Raw genomic sequence first — 20,621 nt, forward strand, 5'->3', positions numbered from 1 at the left:
TTTTATGCTTCTTTATTGGCCAATTGTCCGCACGCAGCATCAATATCTTTACCTCTACTTCTTCGCACTTTTACGACAATTCCGCTAGCTTCTAGTGCTTTTATGTATGCATTTATCGATTCTTCAGAAGCTTGCTGAAATTCCCCATCATCGATTGGGTTGTATTCGATAAGATTCACTTTACAAGGAACATATTTACAAAACTTCACCAAAGCATCTATAGAAGCTTTATTATCATTAATATCTTTCCAAACAACATATTCGTAGGAGATTTTACTTTTGGTTTTTCGGTACCAATATTCTAATGATTCTCGTAAATCAGCCAAAGGAAAATTAGCACTAAACGGCATAATTCTAGAACGAATTTCATCGATTGCTGAGTGTAGCGAAACGGCAAGTTTGAATTTCACATCATCATCAGCTAATTTCTTAATCATTTTAGGAACTCCCGAAGTCGAAACCATAATACGTTTAGGCGACATTCCTAAACCTTCCGGAGACGTAATCATTTCGATTGCTTTCAACACATTGTTGTAATTCATAAGCGGCTCTCCCATTCCCATGAAAACAATATTCGACAACGGGTGATTGTAATACAAAAGACTTTCTTTATCAATGGCAATTACTTGATCATAGATTTCTGCCGGTTCCAGATTTCGCATTCTTTTTAAGCGCGCTGTGGCGCAAAAATTACAATCCAAACTACAACCCACTTGACTGGAAACACAAGCTGTGGTTCTTGTATTTGTAGGTATCAAAACCGATTCCACCACCAAACCATCGTGCAAACGAACAGCATTTTTCACGGTTCCATCTTCACTGCGCTGCATCGTATCCACTTTGATGTGATTGATTACGAAATGCGTTTCCAGCATCGTACGTGTTCCTTTAGAAACATTAGTCATATCCTCAAAACTATGCGCACCTTTGTTCCACAACCATTCGTAAACTTGATTGCCACGAAAGGCTTTGTCGTTATTAGCTACGAAAAAATCTCGCAATTGTTCTTTTGATAAGGATCGTATGTCTTTTTTCTCGATTTCCATGGTGCAAATTTAATGACAATTTGTTGATTTGTTGATTTGATAATTTGATAACTTTGCTTCCAATTGAAAAAAATTCAAAAAATGCATTTCATTTCCCAAGGTTAGAAGATTAAATTTAGAAAAAAAACGAAACAGCAGACCAAATACAATAAAGAAACCTATTATAAATTTTTGTAAATTTGTATATAAATTAATAAAAATGGGACTTCCAGAATTAAAACATAAAATCCAACTTCAATTAGATTTAGCAGATGAACGAGTACTTCGTATTGTATCCTCTGTATTTGATAATTATTTGAATGAAATTGTTTCTTATGATGCAACAGGAAATGCCTTAACACTCTCAGAATATCATAATAAGGTTGAAGAAGGATTAGAAGATATCAAATACAATAGAGTAATTTCTCAAGAAAATCTCATTGAAGAAATGAAAACATGGAAAAATGAGTAATCCTGATTATCCAATTTTCTGGACTACAAATGCAGAACTTGATTTAAAAGACATTTATCTTTCATTAGAACAAAATTTTTCTCTCGCAGTTGCCTCCAAAGTTACCGACGAAATTTTCGAAAGTGTAAATTCAATAACTTTTCCTGATCAATTCCAAATTGACGAATACCGAATTGATTGCAGAAGAATAATTACACGAAACTACAAAATACTTTACCAATTCCATCACAACACAATTTACGTTGTTAGAATATTCAACACTTTTCAAGACCCAATAAAAAGTTTAAGATAATGCATTTCATTTCCCAAGATTTAGAAGATTATATCGAGCAACATTCTCAAAAAGAGCCTGCTTTACTGGCGGCTCTGAATAAGGAAACCTACCAAAAAATTCTGCTGCCACGAATGTTAAGCGGGCATTTTCAAGGTCGGGTTTTGAGTATGTTGTCAAAATTGATTCGGCCTGTGAATATTCTTGAAATTGGTACCTATACCGGCTATTCAGCATTGTGTTTGTGCGAGGGCATGCAAGAAACCGGACAATTGCACACGATTGATATCAAGGAAGAATTAGTTGATTTTCAAAGAAAACATTTTGACAAATCACCTTGGGGAAAGCAAATTTCCCAGCATTTAGGTGAAGCAGTTGACATCATTCCAACATTGGACATAAAATTTGATTTGGTTTTTATAGATGCTGATAAAGAAAATTACCTCAACTATTTTGAATTGATTGTTCCAAAAATGAATAAAGGCGGGATTATTTTATCAGATAATGTGCTGTGGAGCGGTAAAGTTTTGGAGCCGTTACAACCGAATGATTTGAGTACAAAAGTACTGCTGGAATACAATCGATTATTAGCAACTGATTCAAGAGTAGAGACGGTTTTGTTGCCTATTCGTGATGGTTTGACAGTAAGCAGAGTTCTTTAGTTCTAGGATATTTCTATTGAAAACAAATGCCCTAGCCCTGATAGAAGCGGCATCCTTTCTAGTCTCGTTTTTAGAACGAGACTAGAAAGATACAGCGTAAAGCAGGAAAAAGCTCCTGAGTAATTCTAAAATTATTTTTGTGGAAAATATTTTTGTTGTGCCATTTTATATCCTTTGAAGATCAAAAATCCGAAAGTAAATCCGAACAAATAGCCTGATAAAATATCTAACGGGTAGTGTAATCCCAGATAGATTCTACTGTATGCAAAGATGAGTGGCCACAAGAACAAGAAACCGAAAAATTTGATTTTGTCTTTAAAATTAAAAAACAAAAATGTCGCAACTGCCATTGAATTTGCAGCGTGACCGGAGAAAAAACTAAATGAGTTTCTGACTTGAACGATGCGTATAAAGGAATTAATTTCAGGATTATTACATGGTCGCAATCGTTGAAATCCGTTCTTAAATAAGTTGGTTGTTTGGTCAGTAAATGTGACTAAAGCCGCTACAAAAAGCAATAAATATAAGGTTTGCTTAGCGCCAAGTTTTTTATAAAGAACATACAAAAGGAGTAAAAAGAGAGGAATCCAGTTGCTTTGTTTGGTAATAAATAACCAAAGTCCGTCATATGTTTCCGACCCTAATCCATTCAAAAAAACAAATAATTTTGTATCTAGAGAAAGTACTTTTTCTAACATTACATTTGACGTTTTATAGGTCCAGCAACATCTTCTATAATTTCTTTAGTGGTTTCGATTTGAGTGGCTGTATCGCCCAGTAAATTGTCTTTAGCTTTGTTGATCTCTGAGGTGATATTCCCAGTAATATCAGTAATTTGAGAGGTATCTCCCAATAAATCATCCTTAGCTTTATTGATATGCGATGTAATGTTTCCTCTTAAATCGGTTAATGTTTGTGTATCAAATCCATTAGCCTCTGCTCCTTTTTGAATTTCACTTTTTATGTCGTTTGTAGCATGTTTTAATTGCGCCATTGCTTTACCCATGGTGCGGGCTATTTCTGGTACTTTATCTGACCCAAAAAGCATGAGTACTATAAACATGATAAAAATTAATTCGCCTCCTCCTATGCCAAACATATTTTTTATTTTTTATTGCTACAAATATACCTAATTTTGAATCTTTGACTTTTAATTTTTTCATAAAAAAAAGACTCTTTTCAGAGTCTTTTTTAATTTTAGGTCTTTATTTAATCAAATTTAGACTTCACTTCTTCTTTAGGCCAAGCGTTATTGGTTACATCAATATCAGCTGTTTCTAATTTTGGATCTATCTGAATCTTTTTAATTGCTTTTTCAGTTGCATACACTTTCTTAGCGGTATCGTTGTTTTTTCTCCAAATTTGAGCTGGATATTTGAATGTCTCTTTTGTATCATCTTCGTAAGTCAATTCAACAATAATTGGCATTAACATTCCTCCTGGCTTGTTAAACTCTACTTCGTAGAAAAACTTAGGAGATTTTAATTTTGATTTCTCATCCGCAGAGAAGTTTTGGTTTACATACTCAGATAGTAAATTTACATCTGCAATTGCTAATGCTTTCTTATCTTTAGCAGATAATTCTTCACTTGTTCCAGGAACTAAATAAACGAAAGGTCCTTTTTCTTGACCAAAACGTCCTCTTCTTACTACTGCATCTTTCAATTCTTTTGTTGCAGTCTCAGATACATAATATTGCTTTACTTCTTTCACACCAATATCTACAAAATCAGTAGAATAAAACCATCCTCTGAAAAACCAATCTAAATCTACTGCTGATGCATCTTCCATAGTTCTAAAAAAGTCTTCCGGTGTAGGATGCTTAAATTTCCATCTGTTTGCATATACTTTGAAAGCATGGTCAAACAATTCTCTTCCCATAATCGTTTCTCGAAGAATATTTAAACCTGTTGCCGGCTTACCATAAGCATTAGCACCAAATTGAACTATCGTTTCAGAGTTTGACATAATAGGCTCCAAGAATTTTTGATCTCCACTCATGTAAGGAACAATTTTACTTGCCGGTCCACGACTTGAAGGGAAATTTGTTCCCATTTCTTGTTCAGCCATGTATTGCATAAAGGTATTAAGACCTTCATCCATCCAAGACCACTGACGCTCGTCAGAATTTACAATCATAGGAAAGAAATTGTGTCCTACTTCATGTATTACTACACCAATCATTCCGTTTTTAATACGTTCACTTGTCACTCCTTTTTCATCAGGACGACCATAATTCCAACAAATCATTGGGTATTCCATACCTTGATCTTCTGCTGAAACTGATACTGCTTTTGGATAAGGATAGTCAAATGTGTGTGCTGAATAACTTTTTAAAGTATGAGCAACAGTTCTAGTAGACGTTTCTCCCCAAAGCGGATTACTTTCTTTAGGATAAACTGAAATTGCCATAACTGTTTTGTTTGTCAATTGAACTGCCATCGCATCCAGAATAAATTTTCTAGAAGTAGCAATACCAAAATCCCTTACGTTTTTAGCACTAAATTTCCATGTTTTTTTCTTTTCAGAAAAACCTTTTTCACTTGCTTCTGCTTCCGCCTGAGTAACAATTACAACTGGTTTATCAAATGATTTTTGAGCCAGTTCGTATCGTTGCACTTGCGCTGCAGTAAAGACTTCGCTTCTGTTCATCAATTCCCCTGTAGCTTCCATAACGTGATCTGCAGGCACGGTGATGTTTACATCAAAATTTCCAAAAGGCAACGTAAATTCTCCCGTTCCCCAAAATTGCATATTCTGCCATCCTTCAACATCATTATAGACTGCCATTCTAGGATAGAATTGAGCAATTACATATAATTTGTTTCCTTCTTTTTCGAATAATTCATATCCAGAACGACCACCGTCTTGTCTGTAATTATTAATATTATACCACCAATTGATAGAAAAAGTAAATTTTTCACCAGGTTTCATTGGCGTTGCTAAATTAATACGCATCATGGTTTGATTGATCGAATACGATAAAGCATTTCCTTTTACATCTTTCACGAACTCAATGTTAAAACCACGCTCTTGCTCTTGTTTTAAAAACTTATTTGCGAAGTTTCCAGCTGGAAAAACCTGTTCCATTCTTTGGCTTTCCGCCAATGGAGTCTGCGAAGTTTTCGCAGCTTGGTTTTGGTCTAACTGAACCCATAAATACTCTAAAGTATCCGGAGAATTGTTATAATAAGTAACCGTTTCAGAACCAGTTAATTTAGATTTTTTGTCATCCAGCTCTACATTTATCTTGTAGTCAGCCTGTTGCTGATAATAAGCCGGACCCGGAGCTCCTGAAGCCGTACGAAACATATTAGGCGTTGCTAACAAATCATACATTTGGCTAAACTTATTGGTATCGTATTTTCCTGGTTGTTTTGGTGCAACAGGTGCCGTTTTTTCTTGAGCAAATAAAATTGCAGGAAGAAGGAATAATAAAGTGAATTTTTTCATAGGTGGAAATCTGATTATCAGTTCGTGAAAATAATAATTTAAAACAAATTTCTCTAAATTTATTCATATTTTAACATTCCCTTGGATGTGGACTCTGTAAATAACAATGTATTTTTTACTCCAGCCACATTAAAATGCATAATATTCTGTTGCTCTGAATTCCCTACTATGATAACTGTGTTATAAATTTCGAGTGAATTAATTTTAGCGACTTCTTTAATACTTAAATAACAAATAAGTACATCTCCTTCCATTTCTTTTCTTAAAAGATTCATGGGTTTCGATTGCCCATTTATTTTTATGTAGAATTTTTCGCCTAAATACTTTTTCAACAAAATCAAATCTTCATCTGTTTCTTTTTCGGAGCCCAAATTGATTTTTTTAGTATACTTTTTCCCAACGGCGCTATTCAAATCATCAACAAAAATACGAGCGGTGATTTGAAGCATTTTCTTTTGGGGAGCGTAATTTACTTGGTATAATGCTACATAAAATTTATGTACACTAAAAGAAGTCAACGTTAAAAATAATAGGCCAAAAAAAGTAATTAAGATTGTTTTTTTCATACGAAGATTCTATTTGTTTTTATCGGAATATGGTATCGCAATTCTTGAATCTTATTTCTATTTTGGAATCATGGCGATTTCATTTTTCAAAAGTAGTAATTCTTTTAAACTCTTCGTTCTTGGTGATTAAAAAATCAATTAGTAAAAATTCGTCTTCTTGTTTCAAAAGGCTTTTTGATTTTGGATCATTCTCGCAATAATCCAGAAAAAGTTGAACTTCCTCTTTTTTCAACTTCAATGTATTGATGAAGAAATACTTGTCAATTCCTTTTGAAACCACATCCGAGAAATCTAAATTAGAATTTAAATCGACTTTCCGTGCCGAATCATTCTTGAATACTTTAGAAATCATTTTAAATATTCTAACAAAATTCATTCCGTTTTCTATACTTCCATCCGAAGGCATCGTTCTATTCACAGGTGAAGATTTTGCATCATCAAAAAATTGCAGATCTACAATTCCCTGAGAATTTCCCGTTATTGGTTTTATTTCCGCTTTACGCTTCACAATAACTTCCTTCAAAAGCGTAGTTTGCGTTTCTAAATTGACTACAAACAGCGGTTTTGAAAAATCGTTGTACTGAATCACAATTTTTTTAGATTTGAAAGATGCACTTGAAACTAACAAAGTGTCTTTGGCTTTCGCCAAAATATCAAAAAAGCCTTGGTCGCTTATAAAGGTTCTCGTTTTTGAATTTAAATTAAAAACATACCCGTTGTCTACCAAAGTGGATTCATTTACAAATTGACCGTGCAATGACTTTCTGTTTTCATTTTGACCAAAAGAAAGTTGGCAAAAGAAAAGCAAACAAAAGATTCCTGTTTTAGTTTTCATCTTGGATTATTTTATAAAACTTAATATTTGGCTTTTGCCAAAATAAAAAAAACGTTTAGTCCCTGATTGCGACTCCTGTTTTTTACCTATTAAATTTAAGACATTTATTCCACTTATATAAGCCGAATCGACTCTAATTTTGCCATGAAGGAGCTTTTCAGCAGCAGTTTCCCAAAAGAAATTTGGCACATTAAAAATAAAACTACCAGTAGAATTTTATTTATTTTCACCTGCAATAATTTCATTGTAATTTTCGGCGAGCCTTACAATTAAAAACATGACCATTGTCTTGTTTTTAGATCGCAATGCATTTGCAAAAGCAGTATCATCAATACAATAATACTGAAAACCTCTAATATAATCTGTGGGGATTTTTAAGTTTTCGATATAATATTTATCTTCAAAAAGAACTTCGATTCTAGCTAATAATTGTTCTTTTTTCTCAATTACAATTTCCTTTTTCAGCATAGCTTTTCGTCCTGAAATTGCATTCAGCAATCCATCGATACCGTTACCAGAAGTTGCCGTGTATAATTTCCTTTCGGCTGGTGTATATTTTTTTTGCCCGTAAGGGATAATCCCTAAACTTTCTGCAGTGATGGTAGATTCATTCACTATTACTTCTTTCAAGATAATACTTTTAGGAATCATCTTTACCGTAATAACTTCCTGCAGCATATCCTGTTTGTCAATTTTCATCCGGAGACCTTCTAAATTAACGGCTGTAAACACCAAAACATCGTTTTCTTTTACTGCTATAGTAAAGAAACCGTTCGCATCCGAAAAAGCAGTTTTATCCGTTGTTATATTTTCAATCGTAATGCGATCAACAGCAACAGAATCGGCGATAATTTTTCCTCGAAGCTCTTTTACGTTGCCCGTTTGAGCAAAAACAACTTGCACGAACAAAAAAACAATAAACTGTAGCGTATTTTTAATTTTCACTGGCTATTATTTCTTTATATTTAGTTGCTAATTCTCCAATTAAGAAAGTAGTCATTGTCACATTTTTTGATTTTAAAATAGTCACGAATCTTTCGTTCTCAACAATATAATATTCAAATCCTTTAACATATTCAGAAGGGATTTTTAATGTCTTTACAAAATAATCAATCGTAAACATATTCTCTAACTGCCTCATATAGGATTCTTTCTTTTCAACTTCAACTTCTTTTTTAAGCATTTTAGTCCTCCCTGAAAACCAATTTAATAAAGGATCAGCTGAGATTGAACCGCCCATCATAGAACCCGCATTAGCAGTGGCATTAAGATTACTGGCAGTATATAATTTTCGTTCTGCGGGAGTGTATATTTTTTGTCCCTTTGGAATTATCCCCATTGATACTGCATTGATACCGCTTCTTACAATAACTTCGCGTAATTGATTTACAATGGGCATCATTTTTACAGTAAGTATTTCTTGTTCAAAATCCTTTTGGGTTAAGCCAATTCTAACTTCTTTAAACTGTCCTTCCGTGAATAATAATGTATCTCCAACTTTAGCTAGAATAGAAAAATTCCCCTCTTTATCTGTAACTAATGCTTGCTCACTTTTTAAGTTTATCACATAAATTCCTTCTAAAACAGCAACATCAGAAGTCACTTTTCCTTTCAATTTTATTCGCGATGTTTCTTGTGCTACAACATTAGTTGCTACAAAAGCCAAATATAAGTACACAATTCTGATCATCCCTTTTTAAATCCGTTATTCACACCTCGTAAAAGTATCTTAATGCGTTCCAAATTAATTACTAATGGGTTGGTAAAAAAATGTTAATTAAAAATGTGAAATCAAAAAGACTGATTTAATACCTTTAGCACAAATTATTCACTAAAAAATGAAAAATATACTTATCGCAAGTACTTCTACTCTTGCCAACCAGAATTATCTGGACTATTTATTACCTGAATTGCAATTGCATTTTCAAAACTGCAATACTGTTCTTTTTATTCCTTACGCAAGACCCAGTGGCATTTCTCATGAGGAATATACCGATATGGTAAGCTTGGCTTTCGCCAAAATAAATAAAAAAGTAATCGGAATTCATGAGTTTGAAGATGCTCCACAAGCAATAAAAAATGCAGAAGGAATTTTTACTGGAGGTGGAAGCACATTTGTTTTAGTGTCACAATTATACAAAAACAATTGTATGGAAGTTCTGGCTGATGTAGTAAAAAATGGAACTCCCTATTTAGGAACAAGCGCAGGAAGTAACATTTGCGGATTAACGATGCAAACGACAAATGATATGCCGATTGTTTATCCGCCAAGTTTTAAAACTCTGGGATTAATTCCTTTCAATCTAAATCCACATTATTTAGATCCTGACAACAACTCCGAGCACATGGGAGAAACTCGTGAAACCAGAATAATAGAGTTTCATGCTTATAATTCTGTACCTGTTTTAGGATTAAGAGAAGGCAGCTGGCTAGACGTAAAAGGAGACAACATCACTTTAAAAGGCGATTTGACAGCACGCCTGTTTAGACAAAATCAAGTACCCGAAGAACTGGAAAGCGGAACTGATTTAAATTTTTTAAAGTAGTCCCAAAATAAATGATAAAAAAAAAGCCGAAACAATTAAGTTTCGGCTTTAAAGAGCAAAAGACTAGGCTTCCCGTATCTCTTCGTTCACGGGATAAACTTCTCGCACAACCTTAAAATAAAAAACCTCAAACAAAAGTTTGAGGTTTTTGGAGCGAAAGACGAGGCTCGAACTCGCGACAACCAGCTTGGAAGGCTGGAGCTCTACCAACTGAGCTACTTTCGCATTATAACAGTAAAATAAAATTTCAAAAAAAATTTGAAACTTAGAGCGAAAGACGAGGCTCGAACTCGCGACAACCAGCTTGGAAGGCTGGAGCTCTACCAACTGAGCTACTTTCGCATTAACAACGGTGCAAATATAATTAATAAGTTTGCTTGAATGCAAGTTTTTTTCTTAAAAAGTCTGAATCTTACCGCTTGAACCTTTTTTAATAAAGAGGATTCAAATCATAAAGAATTTAATATGAAAATATTATACCTTTATAAGACATAAAAAAAACTTTGAAAAAATAATGCAAAACATTGAACAAATAGTTGCTTTGGATACATTTTCCGCACGAAATCCTATACTTCGGGTTGATAAAAACGATAGAAAATTGTCGTTTTGATGGAGGTCCTTTAGAGATTACTCTTCATTTTGATTTGTATGACACAAAAATCTGCAAGAGTCATTTCTTTATTCGAAGTAAAAAACGATTTATTTACTGCAGAAAAACAGTATCAAAAAAAGGGATTTGGAGAAATATTGTAGGGACCAAAATTCAAATTTAGTTAGGTTCAATAGTACGAAAGAAGCCATTAGATTCTATTAAAAAAATTATCAAGTCATAAAGGATTGCCTTTTGAAATATAAAGGAGTTGGAGAACACATTATCATATTTAAAAAATTGAATGATGAAAACGTTGATTCTAATACTATTAATCTGTGCAACTATTAGTTGCAAAAAGGAAAAACTAAAAAGTGAGGTAATCTAGAAAAATAACATTTCAAATCCTCCTGTTTTAGGTGAAGATACATCCGTTAGAATTGACTCCATCCTACTAACTTCTTTTAACAACAAAATACTTTTCAATTTTTATAAAGCGACTAACTACAGAACAGTTTGGCAATCTGTGGATAGTAGAAAAATAATTTTAGCAAAACTCCTTAAATCTGAAGAGGAGGGATTAAATCCAGAGGACTACAAAGTAAAAACATTAAGTGATTTTGAAAAAAAATCAGCAACACTAAACGATTTTGATTTAGCCAAATACGACATTTTACTGACCGAAAGTTTTCAAAAATACATTTCACATTTAACAAACGGAACATTAAACCCCAGAAAACTATATAAAAACTGGAATTTAAAAGAAAACTATATTGACCTAAACGAAACCTTGACGGATTTACTGAACAACGATTCCTTAGCAGATAAAATAGAACAATTAAAACCCAATCATATTGTTTATAAAAGATTAAAAAAAGCATTAAAACTGATTAATAATACCTTTCCTAAAGATGATTTCAAAGCGTAAAAAATCACAGAAATAATTGCTCCAAACGACACCAATCCTTCATAATTGATATTAAAAAAATTGACTTACTGGAAAGAATTGAATCCGCAAGACAGCTTAACGACTATCCATGAACCAGAAACCATACTTGGAATAAAGAAATTTCAAAGTCGTCATGGCTTAGCTATCGATGGAATAATTGGATCTGCAATAACTTTCTCACTCAATTTTTCCAAAAAACAACGAATACAACAAATTGTAGTAAATCTTGAGCGCTGGAAATGGTATTCTAAAAAAATGGGAAAAGAATATATAATCGTTAATATTCCCGACTACAGATTGACGCTAATAAAAGATAAAGATACTTTGAGAACGCACAGAGTAAAAGTGGGAAGAGCAAAAAGAAAAACACTAATCTTATCGTCTAAATTAACTCAGGTTGTCTTTAACCCAACTTGGACTCTTCCTCCCACCATTTTGCGGGAAGATGTTATTCCTGCCATTTTAAAAAACTGAAGTTATTTATCGGAATCAAATATTAAGATCAAGGATTACAATGGAAGAATTGTTAGTCCTTACGAATGGCAATTATTGCTAGCCAACAGTTATCGTTATTTGCAAAACCCAGGGACTTTTAATTCGCTCGGAATAGTTAAGATTATTTTTCCAAACCGCTTCTCTGTTTATTTACACGATACTAATCACATGAATTATTTCGACAAAATAGATCTTTCGTTGAGTTCCGGGTTGTGTCAGCGTAGACAATCCATTAGAATAAACAGAATATTTATTGGACGATGACATCAATTGGAATCTATAGAAAATTACAAAAATTCTACAAAGCAAAAAGCAAAATTTGTAAAAATTAAAAAAAAAGTTTCCTTTCAATTATTATATTGGACTGCTTGGAGCAAAAACAACGAACTGATTTTTAGAGACGATATTTACAATCTAGATAATGATTTATACACTAAATTAAGAAATTGATTCTGTTCCAAATTTAGAAGCCCTTGACGGATGGTAAATAAAAAAACATGATTTGTTTTTTATGGCACTGATGATATCTTTAGACAATTCTACCGGCACAGCAGGACAACCCTGGCTTCTGCCTAACCTGTGATTATTTTTGATAAATGAATTAGAAACATAGTCAGCTGCATGCATCACTACGCCTCTTACTCTCGCATTGTCATTAACTCCTTTTTCTAAACCATCAAGTTTAAGTGACATCCCATGTTTACCATTATAAATTTCACCCGTCGCATAAAAACCTAAACTGCTTTTATACGATTCAGCAGAATTTGAAAAATTAGAAGCAAATTCATTTCCTGTATTTCTACCATGTGCCACGAGAGAATGAAATAAAATATCTCCAGTTAGTAGATCAATTACCCAAAGTCTTTTGGTATTCGAGGACAAACTAAAATCAATTAAGGTTAGAATATCTTTCTTAATTAATCCTTGCTCTTTCAAAGAATAATATCCTTTTAAAGCTTCAGCAAAGCTTTCTAACTTAGGCAAAGCAAATTTATCAGAGTGCAAATTATTGTATGCCAATTCAATTTTAGCCTCAACACTAGAATCTACTGTTTTGACATAAGCTACTGATTTAAAATTATTTAACTCTTGATGGCTTGTTCTGCCAGAGGAAAAAGACAGCAACATGAACAAGATGGTAGGAAATATATTATAAATCATTGATTGCCTTTAAGTTATAAATTAATTCAGGGTTGCAAACGTACGTTAAAAAATCAAAAACGAAACATTTTTAACAAAATTTTAGTCCATTTATAACGTGTTAGTCGATCAAATATTGAGTTATAAGCATAAAAACATAATTCCTATGCTAATTTTGTTATTTTTGTGTACCCAAAATCTTATTTTTATGTCAAAGTTACATGCGATAGTAATCTCTTTTTTAATATTCATTAGTTTTACTGCTTACAGCCAAAAAAAAACGCTTCATGCAAAATCTATCACTGAAAATATAGCAATTGATGGAAAGATAAATGAAGAAATTTGGAAAAATGCCTCAGTTGCTACCGATTTTATAATGTTCGAACCAGACAACGGAAAACCAATAAGTAACGATAAAAGAACAGAAGTAAAAATACTCTACGATAACAATGCCATTTACATATCGGCAATGCTTTATGACAACGAACCTGGAAAAATTCAACGTGAAATCACCAATAGAGATGTTTTTGGAGTTTCGGATCATTTTTCCGTTTCTATTAATGGATTTAATGATGGTCAACAAGATTTCAGGTTTTTTGTAAGTGCCGCGGGAGTCCAAATGGATTGTTTAGCAATTGAGGATTCCGAAGATTTCACTTGGGACGCCATCTGGGACAGCGAAGTGACACTCACTGAATTGGGTTGGGTTGTGGAGATGAAAATTCCTTATGCCGCTTTACGATTTTCGAAAGCCGATAAACAAACTTGGGGAATAAACTTCATGCGTGAAATCAAGCGCGATGTGCAAAAATATACTTGGAACAGGGTTGATACTAAAATTGGCGCTGTTATTCCGCAAGCGGGAACACTTGAAGGAATTGAAAGCATAGAAACACCTACCCGACTTTTCCTTATTCCTTATTCATCCGCTTATTATCAACAAAGTGATATTGGTTCTGACACGACTTTAAAAGCGGGGTTGGACATAAAATACGGTATAAATGATTCCTTTACACTGGATGCTATTTTAGTACCTGATTTTGGACAGACAAAATTTGACAATGCCATTTTAAATTTAGAGCCTTTCGAACAACAATTAGAAGAAAATAGACCTTTTTTTACCGAAGGAACTGATTTGTTCAGCAAAGGAAATCTATTCTATTCCCGAAGAATAGGCGGCGCTCCAAGTACTGAACCCGCAACTGCCGAAAATGAAGAAATAACCAATTATCCAAGTACGGTAAACTTGCTGAATGCCATAAAAATATCTGGACGCACTGAAAAAGGGTTGGGTATTGGATTTCTGAATGCGGTTACTGAAAAGACAAAAGCTATTATTTTAAACAATGACACTGACGAAGTTAGAAAAGAGGTCATTGAACCATTAACAAATTACAACATACTAGTTTTGGATCAACGTTTCAACCAAAACTCATCAGTTACATTTGTTAATGCAAATACCACTAGAAATGGAAGTTTTAGAGATGCGAATGTTTCTGGATTACTATTCGATTTAAACACAAAAAAAAACACGTATAACTTATTCGGAGATTTTAAATACAGTACTATCAATAGCATAGAAGATTACGATGGATATAAAGCAGAGTTGAATTTTAGAAAAACCAGTGGAAAATACCGATATTTATTTTCTGGAAAATATATATCAGAAAACTATGATGTAAATGATCTGGGAATAATTTTCTACACTAATTACCATAACGCTTATGCCAGTGCTAGTTACAGAATTGTTAACCCAACAAAAACTTTCAATACATTCAAAGTGAACCAATTTGTTAATTTGGAAATCGAAAACACCACTGGCAAACTGCAAACCGGTGCTTTTGGAACTGAAATTAAAGCAACAACATTAAAGAATGATTATTTTGAATTTGTCTTAGAAGCCACACCTTTTAAAACTTTCGATTTTTATGAACCTAGGGAATATGGGAGATATGTCTTCATTCCGGAGAAAATTTTTACTGTTTTGAATTTTGCCTCAAATGAAAATAATGCTTTTTCGATAATTATTCAACCTTCATTCACAAAATACAACGAGGAAGGTCGAGGCAATTATGGTCTTTATTTAGGTCCAAAATACCGATTTAATGACAGACTTTCACTTGCTTTCGCAATGGATTACATCAAACAAACTAATTATCGAGGCTGGGTTGATTCTAATGAAACCGGAATCATTTTTGCTGAACGCAATCGAGAAATACTTCAAAACGACCTTACCGGTAAATATTCATTGAACAATAAAATGACTATTAACTTAACGGCACGTTATTATTGGTCATACTCAAAAAATCATGAATTTTTCACCTTACAAAACAGCGGGTATTTAACTCCAAACAGTACGTACGCAAAAAACAAAGACAGGAATTTTAATTCTTGGAACTTCGATTTATCGTATTCTTGGTGGTTTGCTCCGGGAAGTGAAATATCCATTTTGTACCGTAACTATGGATTAGAAAGAGCCAGTGTAGTCGAGAAAGATTTATCTAAAAATCTAAAAACCATTTTTAATAGCGACTTGACTAATGTGCTTTCCGTAAGCATTCGCTATTTCATTGATTACAACATCGTGAAAAATAAATTTTAATTTTTCGATTAAACTGTAACATTCGATTGAAAAGGGAGTCTATTAACACAAACTATTCAGTGGATTGGTGATTGTTGCCTTTGAAGCTTTTTTGGTTTTTCTAAATTTTGCATCAATCACCAATCAATCAAGCGTTTCATGAAAAATCAGTTATTACTTTGTTTTCTATTCCTATCTGTTTTTGGCTACAGCCAAAAAAAAGTCTTACAAACTAAATTCATTTCGGAAAAAATTGAAATCGATGGAAAATTAGACGAGAATACATGGCAAACAGCTGCAATAGCCAATGATTTCATCATGTTTGACCCAGACAATGGCAAAGCGATTCCAGAAAACAAGAGAACTGAAGTAAAAATTTTATACGACAATGACGCCATATATATTGGAGCCATTATGTATGATGAAAATCCTGATAAAATTTTAAAAGAAATCACCCAAAGAGATAATTTTGGTACTTCTGACCTTTTTGGTGTTTTTGTAAATGGGTTTAATGATGGACAACAAGATTTTCAATTTTTTGTAAATGCCGCAGATGGACAAGCCGATTGCATTACCACCGATACCAATGGTGAGGATTATTCCTGGGACGCCGTTTGGAAAAGCAAAGCAGTAATTACGGACAAAGGCTGGGTTGTAGAAATGAGAATTCCATACGCTGCATTGCGTTTTTCTGGCGAGAATAAACAAACCTGGGGCCTTAATTTTTTCAGGGAAATTAGAAGGGATCGTCATAAATACACTTGGAATTTCATTGATTCAAAATTGGGAACTTTCACCCAACAAACAGGAGTTTTAGAAGGAATTGAAAATATAAAACCTCCCACCCGACTCTTCCTTTTGCCGTATTCTTCTTTTTATGTTAATGCAAATGCGCAACAAAAAACATACGGAACTCTCAAAGGCGGATTAGATTTGAAATACGGAATAAACGATGCTTTTACGCTGGATATGATTCTTATTCCTGATTTTGGACAAACAAAATACGATGATCAAATTCTGAATTTAGGACCATTTGAACAACAATTTAACGAGAACAGACCTTTCTTTACAGAGGGAACCGATTTGTTTAGTAAAGGTAATTTGGTTTATTCTAGACGAATTGGAGGAAACCCAATCAATTATCCGACCGCTGAAACCAATGAAGAAATTATTGACAACCCGGCAAGTGTTAATCTTATCAATGCATTAAAGGTTTCCGGAAGAACTAAAAATGGATTGGGAATAGGAATTTTGAATGCCGTTACCGAAAAAACTTCAGCATCTATTCGAAATAATGACACACAAGAAGTAAGAAAAGAAGTAGTTGAACCTCTTGCGAACTACAATGTTTTGGTATTGGATCAACGCTTTCGCAAAAATTCCTCAGTTGCGTTTGTAAACACTAATGTAACTCGGAACGGAAGTTTTAGGGATGGAAACGTTACAGCTTTAGTTTGGGATTTGAATACTAAGAAAAACACGTATAACCTTTCGGGAGATTTTAAATACAGTTATATCAGCGACGTTCAAGACAAAAAAGGAATTAATTCGCAATTAAATTTCTCTGAAACCAGCGGAAAATACCGCTATGGTTTTGGTGGTAACATTGTCACCAAAGATTTCGACAACAATGATTTGGGAATCAATTTTGAAACTAATTATTACAGTTTATATGGTAATACGAGCTATAGAATCCTTAATCCAACTAAGGTGTTTAACAGCTTTAATGCCTACCTTAATCTTTACTCACAATTTCAAAAAGAAACGGGTAAAATTCAATCCAGTAATATCAATCTTGAGATAAATTCTAAAAACAAAAAAAATCACTTTTTTGGACTTGGGATTGATGCCAATGCAGTAGAAACATATGATTATTATGAACCAAGAACAGCCGACAGATACGTAATAAAACCAACGAAAATTGGAGGTTATCTATATGTTTCGACCAATTATAATAATAGTTTTGCCATTGATGTAAACCCTTCTTATGCTTTTTTTGATGAAGCAGGAAGAAATTCCTATGGCTTTTCTGTTGGTCCTAGATATCGTTTTAATGACAAATTATCGCTGAATTACAACTTCAATTTTTTCAGACAAAACAATAATAAAGGATACATTGACAGCATTAATGACGACATGAATTCGGCAACGCCAAACACAATAGTTTTTGCCAATAGAAATGTAATTACCTATTCAAATACGCTTTCTGGAAAGTATTCATTGAACAGCCAAATGACATTTAATATTTCGTTGCGCCAATATTGGTCATATGCCGAAAATAAAAATACTTTATCATTAGAACAAAACGGAAGACTTGCTGATTTTGCAGGATATACAACTAATAAAAACTCGAGTTTTTATTCTTGGAATGCTGATTTGTCTTATTCTTGGTGGTTTGCTCCCGGAAGTCAAGTTTCTGTTTTATATCGTAATAATGCTGGTGCATTTGAAAGAGACATCAATAAAGAGTTTAAAGACAATGTCACTAATCTATTAAATAACGATGCATTGAGCCATGTTTTCTCAATAAGTGTGCGTTATTTTATAGATTACAATCAAGTTAAGAATAAATTCTAAATGCATTAATTTTAAAAAAGACAACTTTCCACAACAAAATAATCATTATTTGTTATTGTTAGCCTCCGAATGTATAATAGTGATTTCCATTCATTCGAACATTTTTAGAAATACTTTATCTTTGTTTAAAATATAGTATAATGAACAAGAAAGTAATTCTTATGATTTTGGACGGTTGGGGAAAATCTCCTGACCCTAAAGTATCAGCAATTGATAATGCCAATGTGCCATTTATTAACAGTTTATATAGAAATTTTCCAAGTGCCCAGCTTCGAACAGACGGTTTAAATGTTGGACTTCCTGAAGGGCAAATGGGAAACAGCGAGGTAGGACACATGAACCTTGGTGCTGGTAGAATTGTCTATCAGGATTTAGCCAAAATTAACCTTGCCGTTGCTCACGACACTTTAGCAAAGGAGCAAGTTTTAGTTGACGCCTTTACTTATGCCAGAATAAACAATAAAAAAGTACACTTTTTAGGTCTGGTTTCAGATGGAGGTGTACACTCTCATACTTCTCATTTACGTGGCTTGATTGACGCGACACAACAACACGGATTACAGAAAGTTTTCGTTCACGCTTTTACTGACGGTCGTGATGTAGATCCAAAATCTGGTAAACATTACATTCAGGATTTACAGGATTATATTGCTAATACTACCGTGAAACTGGCTTCGGTTGTGGGACGTTATTATGCAATGGATCGTGACAAACGTTGGGAAAGAGTAAAACTTGCTTACGATTTATTGGTAAACGGAATTGGAACTCATTCAACAAATGCTGTTGCTTCCATCGAAGAAAGTTATGAGGTTAATGTAACCGATGAATTTATTCATCCAACGGTTATAGTTGATGAAAATGACAAACCATTGGCTACAATTGAAGAAGACGATGTGGTTATCTTTTTCAATTTCAGAACAGACAGAGGAAGAGAATTAACCGAAGCACTCTCACAACAAGATTTTCATGAGGAGAACATGCACAAGTTAAACTTGTATTATGTAACCCTTACTAATTATGACGAAACTTACCAAAATGTTAAAGTCGTTTATAATAAAGATAATATTACAGAAACTCTTGGTGAGGTTTTAGAAAAAGCGCATAAAAAGCAAATTCGTATAGCCGAAACAGAGAAATATCCTCACGTTACTTTCTTCTTTTCCGGTGGAAGAGAACAACCGTTTATTGGCGAAAGCCGCATTTTGAAAAATTCTCCAAAGGTTGCCACTTATGACTTACAGCCAGAAATGAGTGCATTTGAACTAACAGATGCATTAGTTCCGGAATTGGAGAAAGAAGAAGTAGATTTTGTTTGTCTTAATTTTGCCAATGGTGACATGGTAGGTCATACCGGAATTATGAGTGCAGCGATACAAGCCTGTGAAGCGGTTGATAAATGTGTTGAAAGAGTAATTACAACAGCATTAACACACAATTATACGACTATTGTAATTGCAGATCACGGGAATTGTGAAACGATGATTAATCCTGACGGAAGCCCAAATACAGCACACACAACAAATCCAGTTCCAATTATTTTAGTAGACAAAGACTTAAGAGTGATTCATGATGGAGTTCTTGGCGATATCGCTCCAACCATCTTGGAATTAATGGGAGTAGAAAAACCTGAGGTAATGACGTGTCATTCTTTACTTTAAACAAAACTAACATCCAATATTTGAATTAAAAGCTACTCCAAACGAGTAGCTTTTTTTATAAATAAAAGTTAAAATCTCATTATCAATAGTAATACTATTATATTTGCATAAAATATTATCGATTATGAATACAATACTATCCAATTTAAAAATACAAGTCAACGAAAAAATCTATGTTAAGGACCCTGAAACATCTCCTTTAGGTAAAAAAATTGTAGAACAAAGTATCCTCTTGATACACGAAATAGGATTCGATAATTTTACATTCAAAAAGTTGGGAGAAAAAATTGGTTCTAACGAAAGTTCCATTTATCGCTACTTTGAAAACAAACATAAATTACTAGTTTATTTATCTTCTTGGTACTGGAGTTGGATGGAATACAAACTGGTTTTTGCCACGACAAACATTGTGGATCCAGCCGAAAAACTCAGTAAAGCAATCACTATCGTAACTGAAAAAGTTGCTGATGATACAAACACAGACCACATCAATGAAGCAATTTTAAACAAAATCATCATCGCTGAATTCACAAAAACAGTACAAACAAAAGAAGTAGATCAAGAAAACAAAGAAGGTTTTTTTTTAATTTACAAACGAGTGATTAATCGAATTGTAGGCATTGTCAAAGAGGTCAATCCAGAATATCCTTTTGCAAAATCTTTAGTATCAACTATTGTTGAAGGGAGTTTACATCAACATTTTTTAACGGAACATTTAAAAACAATTACTGATTGTAATGAATCCGTGAGTGCCACTGAATTTTATTTAAATCTTGTCAAAAATGTCCTTCGATAAACTAAA

19 protein-coding genes and 2 tRNA genes are annotated in these 20,621 nt (G+C 33.4%); 10 read left to right on the plus strand and 11 right to left on the minus strand.

The features are described from left to right. Window positions 1-2 precede the first annotated feature (2 nt). Entirely contained in the window at window positions 3-1,046 is a 1,044-nt protein-coding gene (gene rlmN, locus ACNQF6_RS04130) for a dual-specificity RNA methyltransferase RlmN (protein WP_417963513.1), read from the minus strand. A gap of 199 nt (window positions 1,047-1,245) precedes the next feature. Here rlmN and ACNQF6_RS04135 point away from each other — a divergent pair, with 199 nt between their 5' ends. Genes ACNQF6_RS04135 through ACNQF6_RS04145 form a run of 3 tightly spaced genes read left to right on the plus strand, consistent with a single transcriptional unit; the run spans window position 1,246 to window position 2,430 of the window. Continuing rightward, the gene (locus tag ACNQF6_RS04135) at window positions 1,246-1,497 is read left to right on the plus strand and encodes a hypothetical protein (protein ID WP_417963515.1); all 252 of its coding nucleotides are present in this window, start codon (window positions 1,246-1,248) and stop codon (window positions 1,495-1,497) included. Further along, on the plus strand, window positions 1,490-1,789 hold the full coding sequence (locus tag ACNQF6_RS04140) for a type II toxin-antitoxin system RelE/ParE family toxin (RefSeq protein WP_417963517.1): 300 nt from the start codon (window positions 1,490-1,492) through the stop codon (window positions 1,787-1,789). The genes ACNQF6_RS04135 and ACNQF6_RS04140 overlap by 8 nt, the downstream gene beginning before the upstream one ends. Next, on the plus strand, window positions 1,789-2,430 hold the full coding sequence (locus ACNQF6_RS04145) for an O-methyltransferase (protein ID WP_417963519.1): 642 nt from the start codon (window positions 1,789-1,791) through the stop codon (window positions 2,428-2,430). Before ACNQF6_RS04140 ends, ACNQF6_RS04145 begins: the two co-directional genes overlap by 1 nt. A 131-nt stretch (window positions 2,431-2,561) precedes the next feature. Here the strand turns inward: ACNQF6_RS04145 and ACNQF6_RS04150 are convergent, their stop codons facing one another. The 7 genes from ACNQF6_RS04150 to ACNQF6_RS04180 form a co-directional block, all read right to left on the minus strand. Then, window positions 2,562-3,128 carry a phosphatase PAP2 family protein gene (locus ACNQF6_RS04150; RefSeq protein WP_417963521.1) on the minus strand — a complete coding sequence of 189 codons (567 nt, stop codon included), beginning with the start codon at window positions 3,126-3,128 and terminating at the stop codon, window positions 2,562-2,564. Continuing rightward, entirely contained in the window at window positions 3,128-3,529 is a 402-nt protein-coding gene (locus tag ACNQF6_RS04155; protein ID WP_417963523.1) for a Sec-independent protein translocase subunit TatA/TatB, read from the minus strand. Before ACNQF6_RS04155 ends, ACNQF6_RS04150 begins: the two co-directional genes overlap by 1 nt. A gap of 110 nt (window positions 3,530-3,639) precedes the next feature. Further along, window positions 3,640-5,883 (minus strand): M1 family metallopeptidase, encoded by a 2,244-nt coding sequence (locus ACNQF6_RS04160; protein ID WP_417963525.1) that lies wholly within the window; start codon window positions 5,881-5,883, stop codon window positions 3,640-3,642. A gap of 59 nt (window positions 5,884-5,942) precedes the next feature. After that, a complete protein-coding gene (locus ACNQF6_RS04165) occupies window positions 5,943-6,449 on the minus strand; it encodes a DUF6702 family protein (RefSeq protein ID WP_417963527.1) in 507 nt (168 codons plus the stop codon). A 79-nt stretch (window positions 6,450-6,528) separates the two neighbouring features. Next, entirely contained in the window at window positions 6,529-7,284 is a 756-nt protein-coding gene (locus ACNQF6_RS04170) for a hypothetical protein (RefSeq protein WP_417963529.1), read from the minus strand. Between the two features lie 216 nt (window positions 7,285-7,500). Further along, window positions 7,501-8,229, minus strand: a complete 729-nt coding sequence (locus ACNQF6_RS04175) for a hypothetical protein (protein ID WP_417963531.1) — start codon at window positions 8,227-8,229, stop codon at window positions 7,501-7,503. Beyond that, window positions 8,219-8,974 (minus strand): hypothetical protein, encoded by a 756-nt coding sequence (locus ACNQF6_RS04180; protein WP_417963533.1) that lies wholly within the window; start codon window positions 8,972-8,974, stop codon window positions 8,219-8,221. Before ACNQF6_RS04180 ends, ACNQF6_RS04175 begins: the two co-directional genes overlap by 11 nt. A gap of 148 nt (window positions 8,975-9,122) precedes the next feature. Between ACNQF6_RS04180 and pepE the strand changes: the two genes are divergently transcribed. Then, window positions 9,123-9,830, plus strand: coding sequence for a dipeptidase PepE (gene pepE / locus ACNQF6_RS04185; protein ID WP_417963535.1), 708 nt, complete (start codon window positions 9,123-9,125; stop codon window positions 9,828-9,830). Between the two features lie 149 nt (window positions 9,831-9,979). On the opposite strand, the gene ACNQF6_RS04190 is transcribed toward pepE, so the two are convergent. Together ACNQF6_RS04190 and ACNQF6_RS04195 are read right to left on the minus strand one after the other, a co-directional pair. Further along, window positions 9,980-10,055 (minus strand) — tRNA-Gly (locus ACNQF6_RS04190). 44 nt (window positions 10,056-10,099) lie between these two features. Next, window positions 10,100-10,172: transfer RNA gene (locus ACNQF6_RS04195), tRNA-Gly, on the minus strand. Between the two features lie 722 nt (window positions 10,173-10,894). Between ACNQF6_RS04195 and ACNQF6_RS04200 the strand changes: the two genes are divergently transcribed. Both ACNQF6_RS04200 and ACNQF6_RS04205 read left to right on the plus strand, forming a co-directional pair. Further along, complete coding sequence (locus ACNQF6_RS04200; RefSeq protein WP_417963809.1) at window positions 10,895-11,347, plus strand: L,D-transpeptidase scaffold domain-containing protein; 453 nt, start codon at window positions 10,895-10,897, stop codon at window positions 11,345-11,347. A 60-nt stretch (window positions 11,348-11,407) separates the two neighbouring features. Beyond that, window positions 11,408-11,842, plus strand: coding sequence for a L,D-transpeptidase family protein (locus ACNQF6_RS04205; RefSeq protein ID WP_417963537.1), 435 nt, complete (start codon window positions 11,408-11,410; stop codon window positions 11,840-11,842). Window positions 11,843-12,301: 459 nt separating this feature from the next. On the opposite strand, the gene ACNQF6_RS04210 is transcribed toward ACNQF6_RS04205, so the two are convergent. Then, window positions 12,302-13,024: a murein L,D-transpeptidase catalytic domain family protein gene (locus ACNQF6_RS04210; RefSeq protein WP_417963539.1), complete on the minus strand. Its 723-nt coding sequence runs from the start codon at window positions 13,022-13,024 to the stop codon at window positions 12,302-12,304. A 187-nt stretch (window positions 13,025-13,211) separates the two neighbouring features. Here ACNQF6_RS04210 and ACNQF6_RS04215 point away from each other — a divergent pair, with 187 nt between their 5' ends. The 4 genes from ACNQF6_RS04215 to ACNQF6_RS04230 all read left to right on the plus strand — a co-directional run bounded on the left by ACNQF6_RS04215 (window position 13,212) and on the right by ACNQF6_RS04230 (window position 20,615). Beyond that, on the plus strand, window positions 13,212-15,605 hold the full coding sequence (locus ACNQF6_RS04215) for a DUF5916 domain-containing protein (RefSeq protein ID WP_417963541.1): 2,394 nt from the start codon (window positions 13,212-13,214) through the stop codon (window positions 15,603-15,605). 138 nt (window positions 15,606-15,743) lie between these two features. Continuing rightward, window positions 15,744-18,161, plus strand: coding sequence for a DUF5916 domain-containing protein (locus ACNQF6_RS04220; protein WP_417963543.1), 2,418 nt, complete (start codon window positions 15,744-15,746; stop codon window positions 18,159-18,161). Window positions 18,162-18,301: 140 nt separating this feature from the next. Further along, complete coding sequence (gene gpmI / locus ACNQF6_RS04225; RefSeq protein WP_417963545.1) at window positions 18,302-19,819, plus strand: 2,3-bisphosphoglycerate-independent phosphoglycerate mutase; 1,518 nt, start codon at window positions 18,302-18,304, stop codon at window positions 19,817-19,819. Between the two features lie 124 nt (window positions 19,820-19,943). Next, window positions 19,944-20,615, plus strand: a complete 672-nt coding sequence (locus ACNQF6_RS04230) for a TetR/AcrR family transcriptional regulator (RefSeq protein ID WP_417963547.1) — start codon at window positions 19,944-19,946, stop codon at window positions 20,613-20,615. Window positions 20,616-20,621: the final 6 nt, after the last annotated feature.

The organism is Flavobacterium pasteuri, from assembly GCF_048286615.1.
In the GTDB taxonomy this organism is placed as follows: Bacteria; Bacteroidota; Bacteroidia; order Flavobacteriales; family Flavobacteriaceae; genus Flavobacterium.